The sequence below is a fragment of the Myxococcus sp. CA040A genome (assembly GCF_013336725.1).
Lineage (GTDB): Bacteria > Myxococcota > Myxococcia > Myxococcales > Myxococcaceae > Myxococcus > Myxococcus llanfairpwllgwyngyllgogerychwyrndrobwllllantysiliogogogochensis.
The window spans coordinates 36,199-56,051 of the sequence record NZ_JABUMR010000005.1 but is presented as its reverse complement, the minus strand read 5'-3'; the positions used below and the strand labels follow the sequence as shown (position 1 = coordinate 56,051).

Annotated in this window: 15 protein-coding genes and 1 pseudogene; 10 read left to right on the top strand and 6 right to left on the bottom strand. The window is 68.3% G+C overall.

The features are described from left to right. Positions 1-7 precede the first annotated feature (7 nt). A complete protein-coding gene (locus tag HUA75_RS22100) occupies positions 8-526 on the bottom strand; it encodes a MarR family winged helix-turn-helix transcriptional regulator (protein ID WP_174487517.1) in 519 nt (172 codons plus the stop codon). A 76-nt stretch (positions 527-602) separates the two neighbouring features. Here HUA75_RS22100 and HUA75_RS22095 point away from each other — a divergent pair, with 76 nt between their 5' ends. Both HUA75_RS22095 and HUA75_RS46240 read left to right on the top strand, forming a co-directional pair. Next, positions 603-1,013 (top strand): VOC family protein, encoded by a 411-nt coding sequence (locus tag HUA75_RS22095; protein WP_141640301.1) that lies wholly within the window; start codon positions 603-605, stop codon positions 1,011-1,013. Positions 1,014-1,022: 9 nt separating this feature from the next. Then, a complete protein-coding gene (locus HUA75_RS46240) occupies positions 1,023-1,235 on the top strand; it encodes a hypothetical protein (RefSeq protein WP_217446225.1) in 213 nt (70 codons plus the stop codon). Positions 1,236-1,406: 171 nt separating this feature from the next. On the opposite strand, the gene HUA75_RS22090 is transcribed toward HUA75_RS46240, so the two are convergent. Continuing rightward, positions 1,407-2,090, bottom strand: a complete 684-nt coding sequence (locus tag HUA75_RS22090) for a hypothetical protein (protein ID WP_174487516.1) — start codon at positions 2,088-2,090, stop codon at positions 1,407-1,409. Positions 2,091-2,303: 213 nt separating this feature from the next. Here HUA75_RS22090 and HUA75_RS22085 point away from each other — a divergent pair, with 213 nt between their 5' ends. From HUA75_RS22085 to HUA75_RS22075, 3 genes are all read left to right on the top strand, one after another. Then, complete coding sequence (locus HUA75_RS22085; protein WP_174487515.1) at positions 2,304-4,004, top strand: hypothetical protein; 1,701 nt, start codon at positions 2,304-2,306, stop codon at positions 4,002-4,004. A 117-nt stretch (positions 4,005-4,121) separates the two neighbouring features. Beyond that, positions 4,122-5,018 carry a transcriptional regulator gene (locus HUA75_RS22080; RefSeq protein ID WP_141640299.1) on the top strand — a complete coding sequence of 299 codons (897 nt, stop codon included), beginning with the start codon at positions 4,122-4,124 and terminating at the stop codon, positions 5,016-5,018. Continuing rightward, positions 5,015-8,095, top strand: coding sequence for a serine/threonine-protein kinase (locus tag HUA75_RS22075; protein ID WP_174487514.1), 3,081 nt, complete (start codon positions 5,015-5,017; stop codon positions 8,093-8,095). Before HUA75_RS22080 ends, HUA75_RS22075 begins: the two co-directional genes overlap by 4 nt. Before the next feature lie 26 nt (positions 8,096-8,121). On the opposite strand, the gene HUA75_RS22070 is transcribed toward HUA75_RS22075, so the two are convergent. Together HUA75_RS22070 and HUA75_RS22065 are read right to left on the bottom strand one after the other, a co-directional pair. Then, positions 8,122-9,009 (bottom strand): RNA polymerase subunit sigma-70, encoded by an 888-nt coding sequence (locus HUA75_RS22070; RefSeq protein ID WP_174487513.1) that lies wholly within the window; start codon positions 9,007-9,009, stop codon positions 8,122-8,124. Then, positions 9,006-12,050 (bottom strand): serine/threonine-protein kinase, encoded by a 3,045-nt coding sequence (locus tag HUA75_RS22065; RefSeq protein WP_254627702.1) that lies wholly within the window; start codon positions 12,048-12,050, stop codon positions 9,006-9,008. The genes HUA75_RS22070 and HUA75_RS22065 overlap by 4 nt, the downstream gene beginning before the upstream one ends. Positions 12,051-12,180: 130 nt before the next feature. Here HUA75_RS22065 and HUA75_RS22060 point away from each other — a divergent pair, with 130 nt between their 5' ends. After that, the gene (locus HUA75_RS22060) at positions 12,181-14,616 is read left to right on the top strand and encodes a hypothetical protein (protein WP_217446224.1); all 2,436 of its coding nucleotides are present in this window, start codon (positions 12,181-12,183) and stop codon (positions 14,614-14,616) included. A 75-nt stretch (positions 14,617-14,691) separates the two neighbouring features. Here HUA75_RS22060 and HUA75_RS22055 read toward each other — a convergent pair whose 3' ends face one another. Further along, complete coding sequence (locus tag HUA75_RS22055; RefSeq protein WP_174487510.1) at positions 14,692-17,064, bottom strand: excinuclease ABC subunit UvrA; 2,373 nt, start codon at positions 17,062-17,064, stop codon at positions 14,692-14,694. A gap of 144 nt (positions 17,065-17,208) precedes the next feature. Between HUA75_RS22055 and HUA75_RS22050 the strand changes: the two genes are divergently transcribed. The 4 genes and pseudogenes from HUA75_RS22050 to HUA75_RS22035 all read left to right on the top strand — a co-directional run. Then, positions 17,209-17,556, top strand: coding sequence for a helix-turn-helix transcriptional regulator (locus HUA75_RS22050; RefSeq protein WP_141640293.1), 348 nt, complete (start codon positions 17,209-17,211; stop codon positions 17,554-17,556). Next, positions 17,543-18,088, top strand: a complete 546-nt coding sequence (locus tag HUA75_RS22045) for an SRPBCC family protein (protein ID WP_174487509.1) — start codon at positions 17,543-17,545, stop codon at positions 18,086-18,088. Before HUA75_RS22050 ends, HUA75_RS22045 begins: the two co-directional genes overlap by 14 nt. Before the next feature lie 18 nt (positions 18,089-18,106). Further along, the gene (locus HUA75_RS22040) at positions 18,107-18,505 is read left to right on the top strand and encodes a DoxX family protein (protein ID WP_174487508.1); all 399 of its coding nucleotides are present in this window, start codon (positions 18,107-18,109) and stop codon (positions 18,503-18,505) included. 25 nt (positions 18,506-18,530) lie between these two features. Beyond that, positions 18,531-18,944 (top strand): annotated as a pseudogene (locus tag HUA75_RS22035) (DUF1801 domain-containing protein); the annotation flags it as partial. Between the two features lie 267 nt (positions 18,945-19,211). Here the strand turns inward: HUA75_RS22035 and HUA75_RS22030 are convergent. After that, entirely contained in the window at positions 19,212-19,766 is a 555-nt protein-coding gene (locus HUA75_RS22030; RefSeq protein ID WP_174487506.1) for a DUF1801 domain-containing protein, read from the bottom strand. Positions 19,767-19,853: the final 87 nt, after the last annotated feature.

Below are 19,853 nucleotides of genomic sequence, written 5' to 3'. Positions count from 1 at the left end.
ACGTGAGTCACCCGTCCTCGGACTCCGCTGTCTCCAGGCTCAGCGCCAGCTTCCGCAGGAGCGAGGTCAGCGTCGCCCGCTCGTTGCGTGACAGGCCCGCGAGCAACCGGGCCTCGACGGCCATGTCGGCGCGGAACGCCGCCTCGGTGCGCTCGCGCCCCTCCCGGGTCAACTCCACCGGAAGGCTGCGCGCGTCTCCCTCCGTCGCGGGGCGGCGAATCAAGCCCGCGCGGGTCAGCCGGGCCAGTCGGTCGGTCAGCCCCCCGGAGGAAATCATCAGCGACTTGTAGAGCTCCGTCGGGCGCATCCGGTAGGGCGGGCCCGAGCGCAGCAGCGCTGACACGACGTCGAACTCACCCGTGTCCAGGCCGTGCTCCTCGAACACCGCTTCGATGGGGGGCCGCACCCGCAGGGTGATGCGACGGGCCCGCCCGAGGATTTCCATCCCTTGGGTGTCGACGTCCGGAAGCTCCCGCTCCCACTGGCCCCGCAAGCGGTCGACATGGTCCTGGGTGCTCCTGCTCATTCGCGAACTCCAGATGTCTTGACGTCGAGATAAGTCGGCTGCATTGTCTCGACATCAAGATAATGGAGTTCCAGCGATGAGTCAGCGACCCTTCCAACCAGCCACGGTCGACCACCTGGTCCTGCGTGTCGCCGACGCGGCGCGCATGGCCTCCTTCTATCGGGACGTGATTGGCTGCACCGTCGACCGGGAGGTGCCGCACCTCGGCTTGACGCACCTGCGGGCGGGGACGGCGATGATTGACCTGGTGTCCCTGGATGGAAAGCTGGGGCGCGCGGGAGGCGCGGCACCGGGGCGTGAGGGCCGCAACGTCGACCACTTCTGCATCACCGTGCAGCCGTTCGACGAGGCGGCGATTCGCGCCCACCTGGCCGAGCAGGGTGTCGCGGTGTTCGCTCCTGGGGAGCGGTACGGTGCGACGGGTGACGGCTTCTCGTTCTACATCCAGGACCCGGAGGGCAACACCATCGAGTTGAAGGGCGCATAGGCGTCGCGGATGCTCGCTCGACGCCGCGCCCGGCCCTCTGGAGCGCTGCCGCGTCAGAACCCAAAGAGGTTCGAGACGCCGTCCTTCTTGTCGGGGGACGCCGCCGCGCTGGAGGACGAAGCCGGGGTCGTGGCGGAGGTGGACGCGGGGCGGTTGGAGACGCGCATGGGAGTGCTCCGGGGAGGCGGTGGGGGATGGGGCCAGACGTCGTCCAGCCCGTGACGTGACCTCCCTAGAGCACGGCGTGTGCCAGCCTCTCGCGGTCCCCCCAGTGTGCCGTTTCCCCTCTGAAGCGCTTCAGCCGGGACGGGCTCCGGAGCCCTGTTGCCGGTGACTGGAGCCATCGAGGGTGATGACCGCTGTCATCAGGGCTCGATGAGGACTGTCCCGGCGTCAGCGAGGGGCCGCTGCGAGGGGCGCGGCCACCCTCACGCGGAAGCCGAAGCCGACCCACATGTGGAGGGTCCGCTCTCGGAGGCTCTCGCTTCCAGAGCCGGTGCTCAGGTCCACATCCAGCGTGCTGTATCGGCCGCCCGTGACATTGACGAAGAGCCCCGCCCAGAAGGCTCCGCCGAAGTTCCTGTCGAACCCTGCCTGGAGCGTGATTTCCGGCCCGGAGTACGTGATGTCGACGTCTCCAATTGAAAACGACGTCGTTTCGTGGCCGAGCGCCACCCCCGCCCAGGGTGAGTAGGGGCCGGCTGGATTCCAGTGGTAGTTGCCTTGAAGTCCGAAGCGCAGGTTGCTGCCTGGACACGCCTGGTCGGCGGAGCAGCGGATCCGCATCTGCGCGTGGGCGAGCTGAAGCCAGGGCCCCAACTCGACGTTCGGGCCGATTCGGACGGTGGGTTCCAGGATGGCGGCGAAGAGCCCCTTGTAGACCTCGTACAGGTAGAACGGCTCGGCGGAGCCATCCATGCGCCCGCCCGGCATGAGGTAGCCCCCGCGCGCGGAGATGGCGAGCCAGCGCGGAAAGCCCCCTTCGAGCCCCGCGTGTTCCTCCGCCAAGGTTGGAGAAGACACCAGGAGTGACAGCAGGACCAGCGCCTGCGCGGCGGGACGAGAGAGCGTTTGCATGCGCGGGTGTTTGGTTATTACGGTCAATCGACGGTCGTCAACCCAAGGTCTCCGGTGTCCCTCATTCGCTCATTTTTCAGCCCGCGCCTGTTCGCGCTGGTGGCCTGCGGCCTCTGGGTCGCCTGTGGTTTCCCTTCCGCCGAAGAAGACGCGCGCGTTTGCGCCGATGTGGAATGCAGCGCGGGACGCTGCGTCTCCGACGATGGCGCCCCCATGTGTCACTGCAGCGCATGGGAGGAGGCCTCGGGCCTCAGCTGTTTCATCTCCGCCTACCGGCAGCCGGACGACCACGGTGACGCCGTGGCGGCCGCCACGACGCTGGTACCCTCGGTGGATTTCCACGACGCTGCCATCCAGCCTCCCTTCCGGGTGTGGAAGGATCAGGATGTCTTCGCCATGCCCACCCTGCCGGGCCATGGCCTTCGCTTCATCGTCCGGCCCGGCACCCTGGCCAAGGTGGCCGTACGCCTGCTGAGTGCCTCGGGGCAGGTAATGAGTTCGCTGGTTGTCGTGGCTCGAGGCGGCGCCCACCTGGAGTTCACGTCCACGGAGGCGTCCCCCCGGTTCATCACGGTGGCCGCGGATGAGGACGGCGCTTCTGGGACGTATCTCTACCGTTTGGAAGACATGGGCAAGGATGCGAACGGTGACACACCCGCGACGGCGACACCGGTGGAGCTGGCGAGTGCACCATTCCCTGTCACGCTCGAGTTCGACGATGACGAGGATGTCTTTACCTTCCGCACCGAGGCGGGCCAGGGCTTCCGATTCTCTTGTGAGTCCGAGCGAACCTCCCTGACTCTGATGAATGGCGCGGGCGCAGTGTTGGAGAGCGGAGCGTCAGGAGGGGGAGTGGGTGGCAGCGTGGGCCACAAGAGCCCGGACGCGAGCACGTGGTTCGTCCGCGTCTCCACCTCGAATGGCAGCCTGCCGGCCACCCACTGCCAGTTGGACGACCTGGGGGTGGATGAACACGCGGATGCGCTTCCCGCCGCGACCCGACTGACGGACGGTGTCCCCGTGACGGCACGGCTTCAGGGCACCAACGACGTGGATGTCTTCTCCTTCTTCGCCACCGCGGGGGAAATCCATGACGTCAGGCTGACGCCCTCGCGTGTGGCGAACGTCAAGCTCACGGACGCGGACGGCACGACGCTGGCGGCGACCACCTCCAGCCGAATCGTCCAGGGCGCACCCACGACGGGGACGTATTACGTGCATGTCCAGAAGGACTCAGCCTGGGGGACGGACTTCCAGGTGGGAGTGGAGAACCTGGGACCGGATGACCATGGTGGCACTTCCGAAACGGCCACTCGCGTCGCGGTGGAAGAGACTGTCACCGGGCTCATCCACAACGTGGCGGACCTGGATGCCTTCACCATTCCTCTCGAGGCGGATGGCGTGTACCGGCTCACCTGCACGCCCGGCTGCACGCTGTCGACGAGCGCTCCTGTCGCGTCCTTCCGCGTGCATCGTGCGTCCGGGGGTGGCACCTGGAACATCCACCTGCTGTCCTCGGGGGACGTCACCTTCACGATCAGCTCGCAGACTGCTCCTCTCTTCTTCACGTTCAAGATGGCGCGGGTGGGCACGGACGACCACGGCGATGACGCGGCCCATGCCACTCCGTTGACGCTCCCTGCGACAGTGGACGGCTCCTTCGAACTGGGGACGGACATCGACGTATTCGCCTTCGAGTCGGAGGCGAGCCGGACCTATGTCGTGGAGTCCAGGGCGGTGGGTCTCCGGATTCTGGACCCGAATGGCGCGGAGGTTCCCCTGCTGTTCGATGCGCCAACGGCGACCCGGCGCTTCACCGCCCAATCGTCGGGGACTTATGGCGTCGTGGCCACCTCTCCCGATCCTTTCGTGGGTGTTGCCAGGTCCTGGAGTTTCACCCTGCGCCTGCCGTGAGCTGTCGGGCGGCGGGGCGCTCCAGAAGCGCTGAACCGTCGTGGGGGTCGGTGGTAGCCTCCTGGGCGTGGGCCCCGGTTCCGTCGAATCGTGGGCTTGATGTCAGGAGTGCCTGGGATGCATGGGGCTGACGCCGAGTCCTTCGAGCTGGTGGTGCGGTCCGCCGGCGAGCAGTCCTCCCTCCGTCTCCGAGAGGCTCCGGGAGCCCGAGCCGCCGTGGAGCGAGCCGTCTCCCAGGCCGCCGCCCTCCGCGCCGCCGCGCCCGAGCCAAGCACCTTCGCGCGTCACCTCGGGGCCCAGCTTTCACGGGCGCCGGACCCGATGCGCGCGCTGGAGCGACTGCATGCCCGGGACCTCGCGCTCGCGCTCTCCTGCGCGCAGGGGCTGCCGGCGGCCTGCGCGCTCCTGGAGCAGGAGGTCCTCCTCAAGCTGCGCGTCCCCCTATCGCGCATCCATCCCTCGCCGGCGTTCGCGGACGAGGTGCTGCAGGTGCTCCGGGCCAACCTCCTGATGCCTCGCGAGGAGGCACCGTCACGGTTGCTTGGCTACTCGGGTATGGGTCCGCTGCTGCACTGGGTGAGCATCTCCGCGGTGCGGCTCGCGCTGAGGATGCGCAAGGCGCAGGGGGAAGAATCACACGTCGAGGCGGAGGTGCTCGCCGCACATCCCGCCCCGGGTGGGTTGGAGCTGGGCTTCGTCCGGGAGGAGGCTCGGGGGCATGTGCGCGCGGCCTTCATCCGGGCGGTGGCCTCGCTGGACGACGAGGACCGGGAGCTGCTGCGACTGCACTTCGTCGAGCGCCTCTCCCTGGAGCGCATGGGCGCGCTGTTCGACCTGCACAAGTCCACGCTCTCACGCAGGCTCTCCGCGGTGCAGACGCTGCTGGAGAAGCGCACGCGGCGAGCGCTCGCCGAGCGTCTGTCTCTGCCCGAGCCGGAAGTCGACAGCCTGATGCGCGCCATCCATGGCCGGTTGGACCTGAGCCTCTCGGGTCTGCTGGCGGTGCGCGAATGAGCTGCCCGGACGAGAACACGCTCTCGGGTTATGCGAATGGCGCGTTGGACTCGGAGGGCACGGCGGTCGTGCGCCAGCATGTCGCGGGCTGCTCGGAGTGCCGGAGCGTGCTCGCCGCGCTGGGCGGACTCGAGGCGCCTCCACCGCTGGTCGACACGGGGCTGCTCGTCTCCGGCGCGCGCGTGGGGCGGTACATGGTGCTCGGTCTGCTTGGCGAAGGAGGCATGGGGCGCGTCCATGCCGCCTATGACCCGGAGCTGGACCGCAAGGTGGCGCTCAAGCTGCTGAACCTCGCGAGGCTGGGGGTGGACTCCCTGGCCCAGGCGCGTCAGCGACTGGAGCGCGAGGCCCGCACGATGGCCCGGCTGTCGCATCCCCATGTTGCCCACTTGCACGACGTGGGCGAGTTCCAGGGGCAGCTCTTCCTGGTCATGGAGTTGGTCGAGGGCGGCACGCTCCGGCGCTGGCTGGCGGAGAAGCCGCGCACGCGCCGGGAAATCCTCGCGCGCTTCATCCAGGCGGCGGAGGGGCTCGCGGCGACGCACGCGCTGGGCATCATCCACCGCGACTTCAAGCCCGACAACGTCCTGCTGACGCGCGACGGTCAGGTGCGCATCACCGACTTCGGCCTGGCCAACGTAGCGGGTGCCCTGGAGCCTCCTCGAGAGGACGTGGCCCCTGTCCCTGGCGGAGAGTCGCTCACCGTCACCGGGGCGTTCCTGGGGACGCTCGCGTATGGCGCGCCGGAGCAGCTCCGCGGAGAGCGGGGTGATGCACGCTCGGACCAGTTCGCCTTCTGCGTCGCGCTTTACGAGGCGCTCAACGGACAGCGGCCCTTCGAGGGCGCCACGCGCGAGGAACTCCTGTCGTCCATGCAGCGCCAGGAGGTGCGTGCCGAGACGCGGGGCGTGCCCTCGTGGCTCAAGGCCGTGGTCCGGCGTGGACTCTCCGTGGACCCGTCGCGGCGCTTCGAGTCCATGCAGGTGCTGCGGGCCCAGCTCTCACGGGAGGTGGTGGCCTGGAAGCGCATCGCCGCCACGGCGGTGCTCACGGGAGGTGTGGTGGGCCTGGGGTTCGTCGTGCTGGGACCTTCATCGGCGACGCCGAGCGAACTCTGTCAGGGCAGTGAGCGGCACCTCGCGGGCATCTGGGATGTGTCCGTGCGTGAGTCCACGCATCTGGCATTTCTGAAGACGGAGGACCCTTCGGCCGAGGCCTCGTTCCAGGCAGTGGCCTCCTCGCTGGAGCGGTGGACCCGGGACTGGACGCACGCGCATCAGTCCGCGTGCGAGGCGACGCGCGTCTTCGGTGAGCAGTCGGAGGCAGTGCTCGGGCTTCGGATGACGTGTCTGGACCAGCGGCTGGGAGAGCTGTCCCGGCTGACGGTGGCGCTGCAGGGAGCGGACGCGCGGACGGTGGAGAGGGGCTTCGGGCTGGGCGCCTCGATTGGCGGCGTGGGCCGATGCGCGGACGTGCGCACGTTGCAGGAGGCCGTGTCTCCACCGGAAGACCCGAGGGTGCGCGCGGAGGTGGACGCGGTGCGCACGGAGCTGGCGCGGGCGAACGCGGAGCTGCTCGCGGGGCATACACCGGAGGCGCTGCGAATCGCGCTGCCTGCCCGGGAGCGCGCGCTCGCCACCCGGCATCGACCCCTGGAAGCGGAGGCGCATCAGCTCTGCGCGCTGTTGCAGGAGGATGCGGGAGCGTTCGAGGACGCGCGAGCGTCGCTGGCCCAGGGCTCGCTGGCGGCCGAGGCGGGGCGACACCTGGGTGTGCTCGCGCGGGTGCTGAAGTCGCAGGCCTGGCTGCATGGATATGGCTTGGGGCGCACCCCGGAGGCGTGGCCCTTCCTCCAGCGCGCCCGTGCCGTGGCGGAGACGCTGCGTGACGCCGAGCTGGACACGATGTTGGACAACGTGCAGGCGGAGCTGCTGGAGCAGGAGGGCCGCTTCTCGGAGGCGGAGCCGCTCTTGCGTGCGTCGCTGGAGACCGTCACCACGCGCGGACAGACGCACGCGCGTGCGGAGCTGAGTGGTCGGCTGGGCCTGCTGGCCCGGCAACAGGGGCGCCTGCTGGAGGCGAAGCATTGGCAGGAGGAGGCGCTGCGGCTCCATGAGGAGCACTTTGGTCCGGTCCACCGGGACACGGGACGGGCCCTGGCGAACCTGGGTGGCACCCTGGCCCTGCTGGGTGAGTTGACGAGGGCCGAGGCGGTCCTCCAACGGGCGCTCGGAATCCTTCGCCGGACGCTGGGCGAGGAGAACCTGTCGGTGGCCCGGACGTTGTCCAACCTGGCCCTCGTCTACTTCGAGTGGGGACATGGGGCCCAGGCGCGCAAGGCCGCGGAGGAGAGCTGGGCGGTGGCGCGCGCGAGCGTGGCCGCGGACAGTCCGGTGCTGATGGGGATGGAGTCGAACCGACTCGGCGTCCTGGGAGAGCAGGGCGAGCGTCCGCTGGAGCTGGCGCACGTGCGACGCGTCCTGGCGCATCGAGAGCGCGTCTACGGCGCCTCACACCCGGAGGTGGCCCTGGACGTCCACGAGGTGGGCAGGCTGCTGCGTCTGCTGGGGCGTCCGGACGAGGCGCGAGGTTTTCATGCGCGCGGCGTCTTGCTCCAAGCGCCCCTGGTCGCCAAGGGCGAGGTGGATGGTGCAGGGCTGCGTGCCCTGGCGGATGCCCTCCTCTTCCTGGGGCGGGTTGACGAGGCCCGGGGGCATGTGGAGCGGGCGCTCGCGAGCATGGAGCGGGACTTGGGGTCTTCGTCGTCCGAGCGCATCGAGGCGTTGCTCCTCCAGGGGGACGTCCACCTCGCGCGGGGCCAGCCCGCCGAGGCACTGGTGCCGCTGCGCACCGCGCTGGAGGTGCTCACGGCGCGGCAGGTGGTCTCCGCGCGTGTCCCGAGAGTGCGTCGTCGGCTCGCGCGGGCGCTCCGGCTGACGGGTGCGGTGGAGGAGGCCTGCGTGGAGGCTCGGCACGCCTGGGAGGAGCTGTCCGTCTGGAGCAAGGCCTATGCGCAGGAGACAGCGGAGGCGCGGGCCGAGCTGGGGCGCTGTCGCGGGGACGTGGATGATGGATGAGGAACGCCTGAGTAGGGCCCCCACCCTCAAATCATGAGGTTGCTCAAGCTCAAGTCCAGGCGACTGCGAATCAAGCCCAGGAAGCTCTCGAGCTGGGTGTCGTCGAGACGAAGTCGCGAAGCCAGCTCCGCGCGAGTGAGCTTCAGCAGCCGCCCACGGGCCAGCAGCACCCTGCGCGCGATGCCGGAGCGGGAGTCTCCGAAGACGGTGGCGAGCTGGGTCATGTTGTAGCCATGGAGGTGGTGCAGGCGCAGCAGTGCGCGCTCCGGTCCAGGCATGGCGGCCAATGCCTTGCGGAGCACGTCCGCGACGATGGTCCTCGAATCCTTTCGCAGCAACTCCAGCTCGGGGTCTCCGGGCGTGAGTAACTGGACGTAGGTGTCCGGAGATTTTTCGGAGAAGGGCGTATGGCCCTCCCGGTTCGCGAGCCCCGCGGCGAGTCGGGCCGCGGAGATGGTCACCCAGGCCAGGAGCGGCCCTCGGCCTGAATAGCTCGCGATCCTCGCGGGCGTGTCCGCCCGGCCCAACAGCAACTGCTCGCGGAGCTGTTGGAGCGCTTCGTCCACCACGTCCCGGGGAAGGGTGTGGATGCGTTCGGGAATCCGTCGCAGGACGTGCCGCTCGAAGCCCCGCAGCGCGGATTCTTCCCCGGCGGCGCAGGCGCAGGCGAGATACAGGTCGCTCGCATGCAACTGGCGGAGCACTTCCGGCGCATTCTCCGCCGGCAGATGCCGGGCCATGTGCCGAAGGAACGTGGGGATATCGAGCGCCAGCTCGGGCCAGGCCTCCCGTGCGGAGGCGACGTGACGCTCCAGGAGCGGCTCCAGCCCGTCCACATCGTCGAGGAGGGCGGCCTTCGCGGGCGGCAGCTCTGCTCGGAGCCACGTGGCGAGCACGAGGGCCGGGCTCGTCATCGCGAGGCCTCGAGCCGTTGTCGCGCCATCAGGTTGCGCAGCTCTGGAGCGGCCCGGACTCCCAGCCTGCCCAGGCGGGCCCTGGCTTCCTCGGTGAGTCGTGCGGCGCGGGCGAGGTCCGGAGATGGGTGTTGCTCCGCCACGGCGCGGGCCAGCAGGAAGGCGCCACGGCCCGCGTCCAGTGGGTCCAGGGGCGGGTGCCGCGTGTGGATGTCCCACGCTCTCTCGAGCAGGGGCAGCGCTTGCGCCGGCTCTTTCAGCGCGAGCCGCGCTTCCGCGACGCACGTGAGCTCCAGCGCCACGTCGCGGAGTTGTTGCAGCGCAGAGTCCTTCTCGTCGATGGCCAGGGCCCGTTGACAGTGCACCATGGCTTCTCGCGGCTGGCCCGAGGCCAGCGCCGTGTTGCCCAGCCAGATGTGCATGTCCGTGGACAGGACGCTGTCCTTGCCGTGCTCTTTCTCCGCGAGCTCGAGCGAGTCTCGCAGGTCTTTCTTCGCGGTCGCGAAGCGGCCCGCCGCGAGGTGTATCTGTCCGCGTATCAAGAGCGGCATGGCGTTGCGTGGAGACTCGGGCCCGAGGACGTTCCGGATGCGCGTCAGGGATTGCTCGCAGTAGGCGAGCGCTCGTTCGAGCTGGCCCGCATCCAGCTCCAGCAAGGCGAGCGCCTCCAGCGCCGCGGCCACCCGTGGATGATTGGGGCCATGGGCCTTCTCGAGAATGGCGAGCGCCCGTTCGAGGTGACCCCGGGCTTCGTCCAACAGCCCTTCGACCCGCAGGCGCGCTCCCAGGTTGAGCAGGGGCGATGCGAGGGCGACGTGCTCCGGTGCCTGGGTTCGCTCCTGGATGGTCAGGATTCTCCGCCAGCCGGCGATGGCCTGCTCGTACCGCCCCAGCAGCCACTGGTCCAACGCGATGCTGTTGTCGAGCGACAGGCGGGTGGCGTGCTCTGGAACGAACGTGGATTCGAGGATGGCGCGAGCCTCCTCGTGGAGCGTCAGGGCCTCTTCTCCTCGCTGCTGGGAGTAGCGAAGCTGTCCCAGCGCGAGCAGGAACATCGCGGTGTAGGGACTGGCGGGACCATGGGCCTCGCGGGAGAAGGCCAACCCCTGGAGGGCTTCGGCTTCGGCCTGCTCCAGCTTGCCGCGCTGCCTGAGCACCACGGCGCGCCACAGGTGCATGTCGGAGGTGGTGACTGGGAAGCGCATCCTCCCCACGCGTTCCACGGCGGCCCGGGCATGCTGGGTGATGCGCTCCGTGTCCTCCACGCGCGCCAGTTCATTGCCGACGACCCACAAGAGGAGCACCCAGGCACGGGCCACCGACTCGTCGTCGCCGCCCGCCTCCGCCGCGTACACGGCCTTGTAGAGGGTCGCCTCGGCCTCCTTCATCTTGCCGGACTTCCCCAGCAGGTCTCCCTGCGCGAGCAGGACCTCCGCCTCCAGCGGTCGGAAGTCGAGCCCCTTCAGCGCCTCCGTCAGGGCCGGCGTCCGCGCGAGCGCGGTCGTGTACTGCCCGGCGAAGAGGAGGGCCTGGACCTGGGCCAGCTTGCTTCGCACCTCATCGACGCGACTCCGGATGGCCTCGGCGGGCTGCGGGCGCGTGGCCAGCGCGGGGGTGTCCCGACACGCGTCGAGCCCCTCGAGCGAGGTGAGCAGCCGAGGCACGTTCTGCAGGGTCAGCGGGTCCGCCTTCTCCAGCACCTCGACGGTGGCGGTGAAGCGCCAGAGTCGGGCGTCCAGACAGGTCGCGGTCTGCCAGGCGGGCGTCGACAGGTCGTCGCTCCTCCCGGCGCAGGACTCGCCACGCAGCGTCTGCCAGCGCTGGGCATATGCATCCAGCGCGGGGGCGAGCTGTGCCCAGACGGTGTCCGCATAAGGGGCCTTCGTGGCGAGAACAGCCTGCCGCACCTTCTCCCGCCGTGAGGGATTCCACGTCGAGGTGAGTCGTTGCACCTCCTGCTCGCAGCGCGCATCGTTTCGATGGGCCCACTGATATGCCGCGCCCGCACCCACCAGGACCATCAGCGAGAGCAGGGCCCAGGCCCGGGCCCGGTTGTGCCTGGGGGAAGGGGACAGCGCCACGAGCAGGGCCTCCATGGAGGGGAACCGGTCCTCGGGGCGCGCCTGGATGCCCCGCAGCACCACGCGTCGTATCCACGCGGGAACGTGGACCGTGCCCTTTACGGGCCGGAGGATTCCCTCGCGCGCGGACCGGGCCAGCGTCTCCAGGTCGGCGCCCTCGAAAGGGCGGGCCCCGTAGAGGGCCTCGTGCAGTGCGACGCAGAAGCTGAACTGGTCGGAGCGCTCGTCGGCAATCCCTCCGTCCAGCAGCTCTGGCGCCATGTAGGCCGGGGTGCCGAGAAGGGCTCCAGTGCGGGTGAGGGGGCCAGGGGGAATCTCCTCGATGCGAAGGGCCTCGGGAGGTGGAGGCAGCGTTCCTCGGAGGATGGAGCGCGCGACGCCAAAGTCCGTCACGTAGACGCGGCCCTGGCCTCCCACCAGGACGTTGGCGGGCTTGAAGTCGCGATGCACGAGCCCCACGGCGTGTGCCGCGGCCAGGCCCCGTCCCGCTTCCAGGAAGATGCGCACCACTTCCCGCCAGGGGCGCTCCTGTCGGAGCCATTCTTCGAGCGTGGTGCCCTCCACCAGCTCCATGGCGAGGAACACGCTGTCCTCATGGGTGCCCACGTCATGGATGGTGACGACATTCGGATGGGAGAGGCGCGCGAGGGCCTGCGCTTCCTGGAGGAGTCGTTGCTGGAGCTCCTTGACCTCACGGCCCTCGGGGCGGAGGACCTTGAGCGCGACCTGTCGCGCCAGCGCGGGGTCCCTGGCGGCGTACACCACGCCCATGGCCCCCGCGCCGAGCTGTCGCTCCACCACGTACCGCGCGAAGGTCGCCCCGGGCTTCAAGGGCGTGCCCTCGGGCGGCCACGTGCGACAGGCCTCCAGGACCCACTGACACCCGACGCAACCCTCGACATGGACGAGGACCGCGTCCCGACGGTCCGCCGCGAGCATCCCCGCGAGGAGGTCGCTCAATGTGGTTTCGCCAGGGCACTCCGTCGTCATCCCTGGAAAGGCTAGCAGAAGCGGTGATGCGTTTTTCTGGGATGGCGTTGGGGCTCGGGACCTCTTTGGGAAGAAGCCCTCTGCCCCCCGGAGACCCCCTATGTCCGCCATCCCCTCGTCCAATGGAATGAACCCGAATGCAGCGGCAGCGGCCGCCGAAGCGGAGCGCCAGCGACAGGCCGCCGAGGCCGCCCGTCGCGCCGAAGAGGCCCGTCGCGCCGCCGAGATGGCCAAGGCCGCCGCCGCTGCCGCTGCTGACGCGAAGGTCCCGACGGCGAGGAACAGGCCCGAGTTCGCGGGGGCTCGTGATGAGTTCGTCCCCCAAGCCAACGCGCGCCCTCTCGTCAACCTGTCCGGTGCGGAAGCGCCTCCGGCCGCGCCGCCCGCCGGGCCTGCCATGGCGAAGGCCGAACTGCCGCCGCCGCCCGCCGCGCCCGCGCCACCTCCTGGTGCCACCCAGGCCCAGGCGGTCGCGGATGCGTTCACGAAGGGTGGCGCGGAGGCCGCCGCCGCCGAGCTGCGCAAGCAGACCGAGAACGCTCCTCCGGATGTCGCCGCTGAAGTCCTGCGCGCGGCCCAGCCGACCGTCGACAAAATCACCGAGGAGCTGGGCAAGCAGGCCAAGAAGCTCGATGGCGGGCAGTTCGACTCCTCGCTCATCGCCGAACCTCAAAAGAAGTACGACCAGGTGGTGACCGACCTGGCCGCCGCGACCAACATCGCGGTGAAGGATGGCAAGAACCAGGACGTGTTGCAGGCGGTGGGCGCGTCCATCACCCGCAACATCGACCAGAAGGACATCGGGCGGTTCGACGAGGCGCTGGGGAACGCCGTCACCCATGGTGCTGGCGCGAACCTCTCGCTCGAGGTCAGCCGCCAGCTCACGGAGACGGGGCGCGGCAAGCAGGCCGACGATATCCTCGAGAACGTGAAGGAGGGGACCAAGGCCTTCAACGACCACATGAAGGATGTGGCCAAGAAGGTCGAAGACCATAACGGGAAGCTCGCGGAGCTGATTCACGCTTGGGGCCCGTTGATGACCAAGGATGAGCTGACGAATGCCATCACCGAATACAAGAAGGGGTTCTCCGAATACGACGAGCTGGAGAAGCTCGGCGGGCAGATGGTCCGGACGGCCCAGTCCCTCAAGGAGATGCCCGAGAACCTGAAGGGCATGGACCACGCCGACGACATCATCAAGGCTAACGAGAAGCTCGTGGCCGAGCAGTTCCCTCGGATTGAGCAGAGCGGTGATGCCCAGCAGGAGCTGCAGGCGCTCTTCAAGCGGGAAGGCACGGGTGGGAACACCATCCTGAAAGACGTTCCCGCCATCGCCAAGACGACGGACAACGAGAAGGAGTTTCTCACGCAGTTCGCGACCACGTCGCTGAATGTCGTCGCGGCACAGACCATGACTGGCGCGGGCGGCTCGGAGCCGAACGCGTTCAACGAGATGCTCGAGGGTGTTCGCAGGAACGCGGCGCTGTTTGGCCTGCAACCGGAACAACTCAACGATGTCATCGCCAAGATTCAGAACGTGAAGACCGAGGCGGCGGCCTATCCCGTGCCCGACCCCGCATCGGGTGGCTCCTTCAGCGTCAACCTGCCCCCGGGACTGAATACCGCGCTCGAGTCATTGCGCGGGGCCATCGATGGGCTCAGCGGCATGGGGCTTTTCGCTTTCAATGATCCTCTGTCCAAGGCATTCCAATCGATGGGGGGCGTGGTCGCCGCATGGGGCGTTGGTACGACGGTGCCCAAGGCGTTCGATAATCCCAGCGTCACGAATGTCCTCACCGCCATCAACACCACGTTGGGCGCCGCCCTGCAGGTTGAAGCACTGGCGGGGCTCTTCCGCGCCACCCCTCAGTCCGGCGCCGCGATCGGCAGCAGATGGGCCGCGGGCAAGTTCCTTGGCGCAGTGGGGGCGGGAATCACCCTCGCGCAGGGGGTGATGGCCGCGAAGGATGGAGACCTCGCCAAGGCAGGCATCTATGCGGCTCAGACGGCGGGTCAGATGGCGTTGGTTGCAACAGGGTTCGTCGGCGTCTCGGCAAGTCTGGCCCTGACCGGTGTGGGAATCGTGCTGGCGGTCGGAGCGGCCTGGGGGTTCCGTCAGCTCGACAAGGTGAGGGCCTCCAACAAGCACGAGAACGAACACACCGAGGACTTCCTGAAGGGAGGCGGTGTCACCCAGGATGGCGTCGCCCACCACCTGCGCAATGCCGATGAGGATGGCCGCAGCGTGGGGCCGGTGCTCACGGCGCTGGCAAAACACATCGGTGTCGATCCGACAGCGATGCTGGACTACGTGCAGGGGCTGCCCAAGGACAAGGTCCTCGCCCTGGTTGAGGCGTGCCACGAGGTCGACGCCAACAAGGAAGGAGTGTTCCCAGTCAAGGACTCGAACGATGCCTGGGTGGGGCCGAAGCGCTCGGGACCTGGGGGCGTTGGCAGAGCACCCCAAAGCCTGACCGGGCTCGAACTCTGGGCCAAGGAGAGCGGGTACGCGCTTCCCGTCCCTCCCGGACGTTAGCGGCTTCAGGGGGAAATACCTCGAGGGTACGGGGGCGCGGTCATCACCCGCGCCCCCGTGGTCCACGGTCCCTGGTCAGCGGATGTACGTCGCGAGGTGCTCAGCGGTCAGCGTCGAGCGCGCCGCGACCAGGTCGGCCGGGGTGCCCTCGAAGACAATCTTCCCGCCCTCGTGGCCCGCGCCCGGTCCCAGGTCGATGATCCAATCGGCGTGCGCCATGACCGCCTGGTGGTGCTCGATGACGATGACCGACTTGCCGGAGTCGACCAGCCGGTCCAGCAGCCCGAGCATCTGCTCGACGTCGGCCAGGTGCAGTCCGGTGGTCGGTTCATCCAGCACGTAGATGCCTCCGTCCGTGCCCATGTGCGTCGCGAGCTTCAGCCGCTGCCGCTCGCCACCCGACAGCGTCGTGAGCGGCTGGCCGAGCCGCAGGTAGCCGAGCCCGACGTCGGCCATGTGCGTGAGAATCTCATGCGCGGCCGGCGTCTTCGCCGCGCCGGAACCGAAGAATGCGACCGCGTCCTTGACGGGCAGGTCGAGCACCTCGGCGATGTTGAGCCCGCCGAGCTTGTATTTCAGCACCGCCGCCTGGAACCGTCGGCCCTCGCAGTCCTCGCAGGGCGTGCTGATGCCGGCCATCATCGCCAGGTCGGTGTAGATGACTCCGGCGCCGTTGCACGTGGGGCAGGCGCCCTCGGAGTTGGCGCTGAACAAGGCGGGCTTCACGCCGTTGGCCTTCGCGAACGCCTTGCGAATGGGCTCCAGCATGTCCGTGTACGTCGCGGGGTTGCTCCGCCGCGAGCCCCGAATCGGGGCCTGGTCGACCGACACCACTCCGTCCCTGCCCGACACCGAGCCGTGAATCAGGGAACTCTTTCCCGACCCGGCCACGCCCGTCACCACCACCAGCACACCGAGCGGGATGTCGACGTCGACCTTCTTCAGGTTGTGGGAGCTGGCGCCGCGGATTTTCAGCGCCCCCGACGACTTGCGCACCGACGGCTTCAACGCAGCCCGGTCGTCCAGGTGCCGTCCAGTCAGCGTCTTGCTGGCCCGCAGCGCGGCGACGGTGCCCTCGAACACCACCTCACCACCGGCGGTTCCAGCCCCAGGGCCCAGGTCGACGACGTGGTCGGCGATCTCGATGACCTCCGGCTTGTGCTCCACGACGAGCACGGTGTTGCCCTTGTCGCGCAGCCGCAGCAGCAGGTTGTTCATCCGCTGGATGTCGTGCGGGTGCAGGCCGACCGTCGGCTCGTCGAACACGTACGTCACGTCCGTGAGCGCGGACCCGAGGTGACGAATCATCTGCGTGCGCTGGGCTTCACCGCCCGACAGCGTCCCCGACGGCCGGTCCAGGCTCAGGTAGCCCAGGCCAATCTCCACGAACGAGTCGAGCGTCTGCCGCAGCGTCGCCAGCAACGGCGCGACGGACGGCTCGTTCAGCCCGCGAATCCACTCGGCCAGGTCGCTGATCTGCATCGAGCAGGCGTCCGCGATGTTGATCTTCTTGATTTTGGAGGACCGGGCGGCCGCGTTGAGTCGGGTGCCGCCACACTCGGGACAGGGGGTGAACGTCACCGCCCGCTCCACGAACGCACGGATGTGCGGCTGCATCGCCTCCTTGTCCTTGGTCAGGAACGACTTCTGGATTCGCGGAATCAGGCCCTCGTAGGTCAGGTTGATGCTCTCGAACTTCACCTTGATGGGCTCGTGATGGAGGAAGTCGTGCAGCTCCTTCTTCGTGTACTTTCGAATGGGCTTGTTCGGGTCGACGAAGCCCGAGGCCGCGAAGATGCGCACCTGCCAGCCGTCGGGGGTGTACCCAGGAATCGTGAGCGCGCCCTCGGCGAGCGACTTCGTGTCGTCGTACAACTGCGCCAGGTCGATATCCGTCACCGAGCCCATGCCCTCGCAGCGCGGGCACATGCCGCCGGCGGCCGTGAACTCGCGCTTCTCGGTCTTCCCGTCGCCCTTCTCGACTGAAACCTCTCCGACCCCTCGGACCGACGGGATGTTGAAGGAGAAGGCGTTGGACGAGCCGATGTACGGCTTGCCGAGGCGGCTGAACAGCACCCGCAGCATCGCGTTGGCGTCGGTCGCCGTGCCGACCGTCGAGCGGGAGTTGGCGCCCATCCGCTCCTGGTCGACGATGATGGCCGGCGTCAGCCCCTCCAGGACGTCGACCTCCGGCCGGCCCAGGCTCGGCATGAACCCCTGCACGAACGCGCTGTAGGTCTCATTGATGAGCCGCTGCGACTCCGCGGCGATGGTGCCGAACACCAGCGACGACTTGCCCGAGCCCGACACGCCGGTGAACACCGTCAGCCGTCGCTTGGGGAGCTCGACGCTCACGTCCTTCAAGTTGTTCTCACGTGCGCCCCGGACGCGAATCAGGTCGTGGCGGTCCGCGGGAGGCTGGCTGGGGGAGGGCTTGCGCTCAGTCATGGCTTGGGAACCAACGGCAGTGGGGTGGGGTGTGGGACATCCGAACGGCCCGGCCGTCCGGCCGCTCAGCTTCTACGTCGACCGGCGGCCGACGGCGAGTAATATGCCTTGACGAGTATATGCCTCAATGGGTATGTATGGGGCGTGGAATCATCGTTCGCCATCATCGCGGAGCCGCACAGACGGGCCATCCTGAGCCTGCTGCTCTCATCAGAGCGCTCCGTGGGCGACATCGAGCGCGAGCTTCGATTGTCGCAGCCGTCCGTCTCCAAGCACCTGCGGGTGCTGCGGGACGCCGGGTTCGTGGAATCACGTATCGAAGCGCAGCGTCGCCTCTATCGACTGAGACCGGAGCCGCTCATGGAACTCGACGAATGGCTGATTCCCTTCAGGCGCTTCTGGTCGAAGCACCTGGATGCGCTGGAGCAGCACCTGGACAAGATGGACAAGGTTCCTCCTGTGAAAGGAAAGAAGAAACATGAGCAGCCGTGAGCACTACATGCCGGGTGCCGCTTCTGGTGCCAGGATTCAGAAAGAGGGAGAGAAGTGGACGCTCGTGGTCGTGCGCGACCTCTCCCATCCTCCCGAGAAGGTCTGGCGGGCCATCACCCAGCCCGAGCATCTGCGCGAATGGGCGCCGTTCGACTCTGACCGGAACCTCGGGAGCCTGGGCACCGCGAAGCTGTCGACCGTGGGCGCTCCGACGCAGATGGTCGCCGAGACGCAGATCAAGCGGGCCGACGAGCCCCGGCTGCTCGAATACAGCTGGGGAGGACAGGACCTCCGCTGGGAATTGGAGCCGCAGGGCGCCGGCACCCGGCTCACGCTCTGGCACAACATCAACCGTGGCTTCATCGCCATGGGCGCCGCCGGATGGCACATCTGCTTCGATGTGATGGATCGGCTGCTCGCAGGTCAGCCCATCGGACGCCTCGTCGGCCCTGACGCCATGCGGTTCGACGGCTGGCAGCGCTTGCATGTCGAGTACGCCAGGCAGTTCGGCGTTGAAGCTCCCTCCTTCTAACCCCCGTTGGACATGAACATGCACCGCTCAAAAGGTATCGTCATTGGCTTCTGGGTCGTCACCGCGCTGCTCTGCCTGCAGATGGGCTTCACCGCCTACGCGCAGCTGAGCATGCCGGAGGTGGCGGAGGCGATCGCCCAGCTCGGCTTCCCTCACTACTTCCGCAAGGAGCTCGCGTGGGCCAAGTTGCTCGGCGTGGTGCTGTTGCTCGCGCCGGTGCCGGCGCGGCTCAAGGAGTGGGCCTATGCGGGCTTCGCCTACACCCTCGTCTCGGCGCTCATCGCCCACCTCGCGATGGGACACGGCCCGGAGTCGTGGAGCTACGCGGTGGTCACCGGAGTACTCTGGGGGCTCTCGTACTTCTTCTGGCGCCGCCTGCAGGCCCCGTCCGTTGGGCTCCGCCCGGCGACCGCCTGAGCGCTGGACCTTCTAGGAGGAGACCATGAAAAAGCCCGTCGCGAGTGAAGGCCCGTCGGCATCGGAGCTCATCTCGCAGAGAATCGTCGACCTTGGGGGCTGGCGTGGGGAGACCCTCGCCAGGATGCGCAAGCTCATCAAGGATGCGGACCCGGACGTCGTCGAGGAGTGGAAGTGGATGGGCACTCCAGTCTGGTCGCGCGACGGCATCATCTGCACGGGCGAGTCCTACAAGGAGGTCGTGAAGCTGACCTTCATCAAGGGCGCCTCCCTGATGGACCCGGGCGGGCTCTTCAATTCGAGCCTCGAAGGGAATACGCGCCGCGCCATCGACATCCGCGAAGGAGAGAAGGTGGATGCGGCCGCGTTCAAGATGCTCATTCGCCAGGCGATCGACCTCAACAGCGAGGGCAAGGCGAAGCCAGTGGTGAAGGCCAGGCCCGCGAAGGCGAAGCCGGTAGTGAAGGCGAAGCCCTCGAAGGCGAAGGCGGTGGTGAAGGCCAAACCCTCGAAGGCGAAGCCGGCGGTGAAGGCCAGGCCCTCGAAGAAGGCGAAGTCCTGAGTGATTCCGCCCCTGCGTGGTTCCGCACGGGGCGCCTCATTTCGGGTCTGGAGAAGAGGCTGAGCGGATGAGGTCGGACACGCCGCCGCTGATGGAAGAGGCGGCGGCGTTCGCGCTGATTTCAGGAGCGGCGCGGGTGGCCGCTCACATCCGTTCGCCAGGCAATTTGCTGGCTTGCTTCACCCACCTGGCGAACTGAGCTTCGTCGAGCGGAGTGTCCTCGCGGATGTCGAGGTAGCGCGTGTCCTGGCTCTTGGATTCGCCCGGGGGGAGAGGACGCAGCGAGGTGCCGCGGAAGAACGCCACCTTGACGTACTTCGCGAAGCAATGGACGCCAAGGAACCAGCCCTGGCCCTCGACTCCGTACATCGGCGAGTTCCATTTGACTGCCTTGCTCACGCCGGGGACGGTGCGCGAGATGAGCGCGTCGAGGCGGTGCCCGACGTCGCGTTTCCACCCCGGCATGGCCGCGATGTAGGCCTGTACGGGGGCGTCGCCGTAGCCCTTCGCGATTTGAGGATTGCCGCCGGAGAGGAGGCGAGGCTCCTTGGCGCTCTTGCGCGGGGCCGGGGTGGCTTTGGGCGCCGCACGGCGCGCCGGTGATTTCTTCGCCGGGGCCTTCGTGGGCTTGGGCTTGCTGGCTTTGGCGGCGGTCTTCTTGGCGACCTTCGCCGACTTCCGGGGTGTCTTGCCGGCCATTGTGCTCCCTCCTGGACCTCGGTGGCTTTGACGCACGTCATTCCAACGTCTGGAGGATAAGCCGCGCGGCCCAGGCTGCCGAGGGCA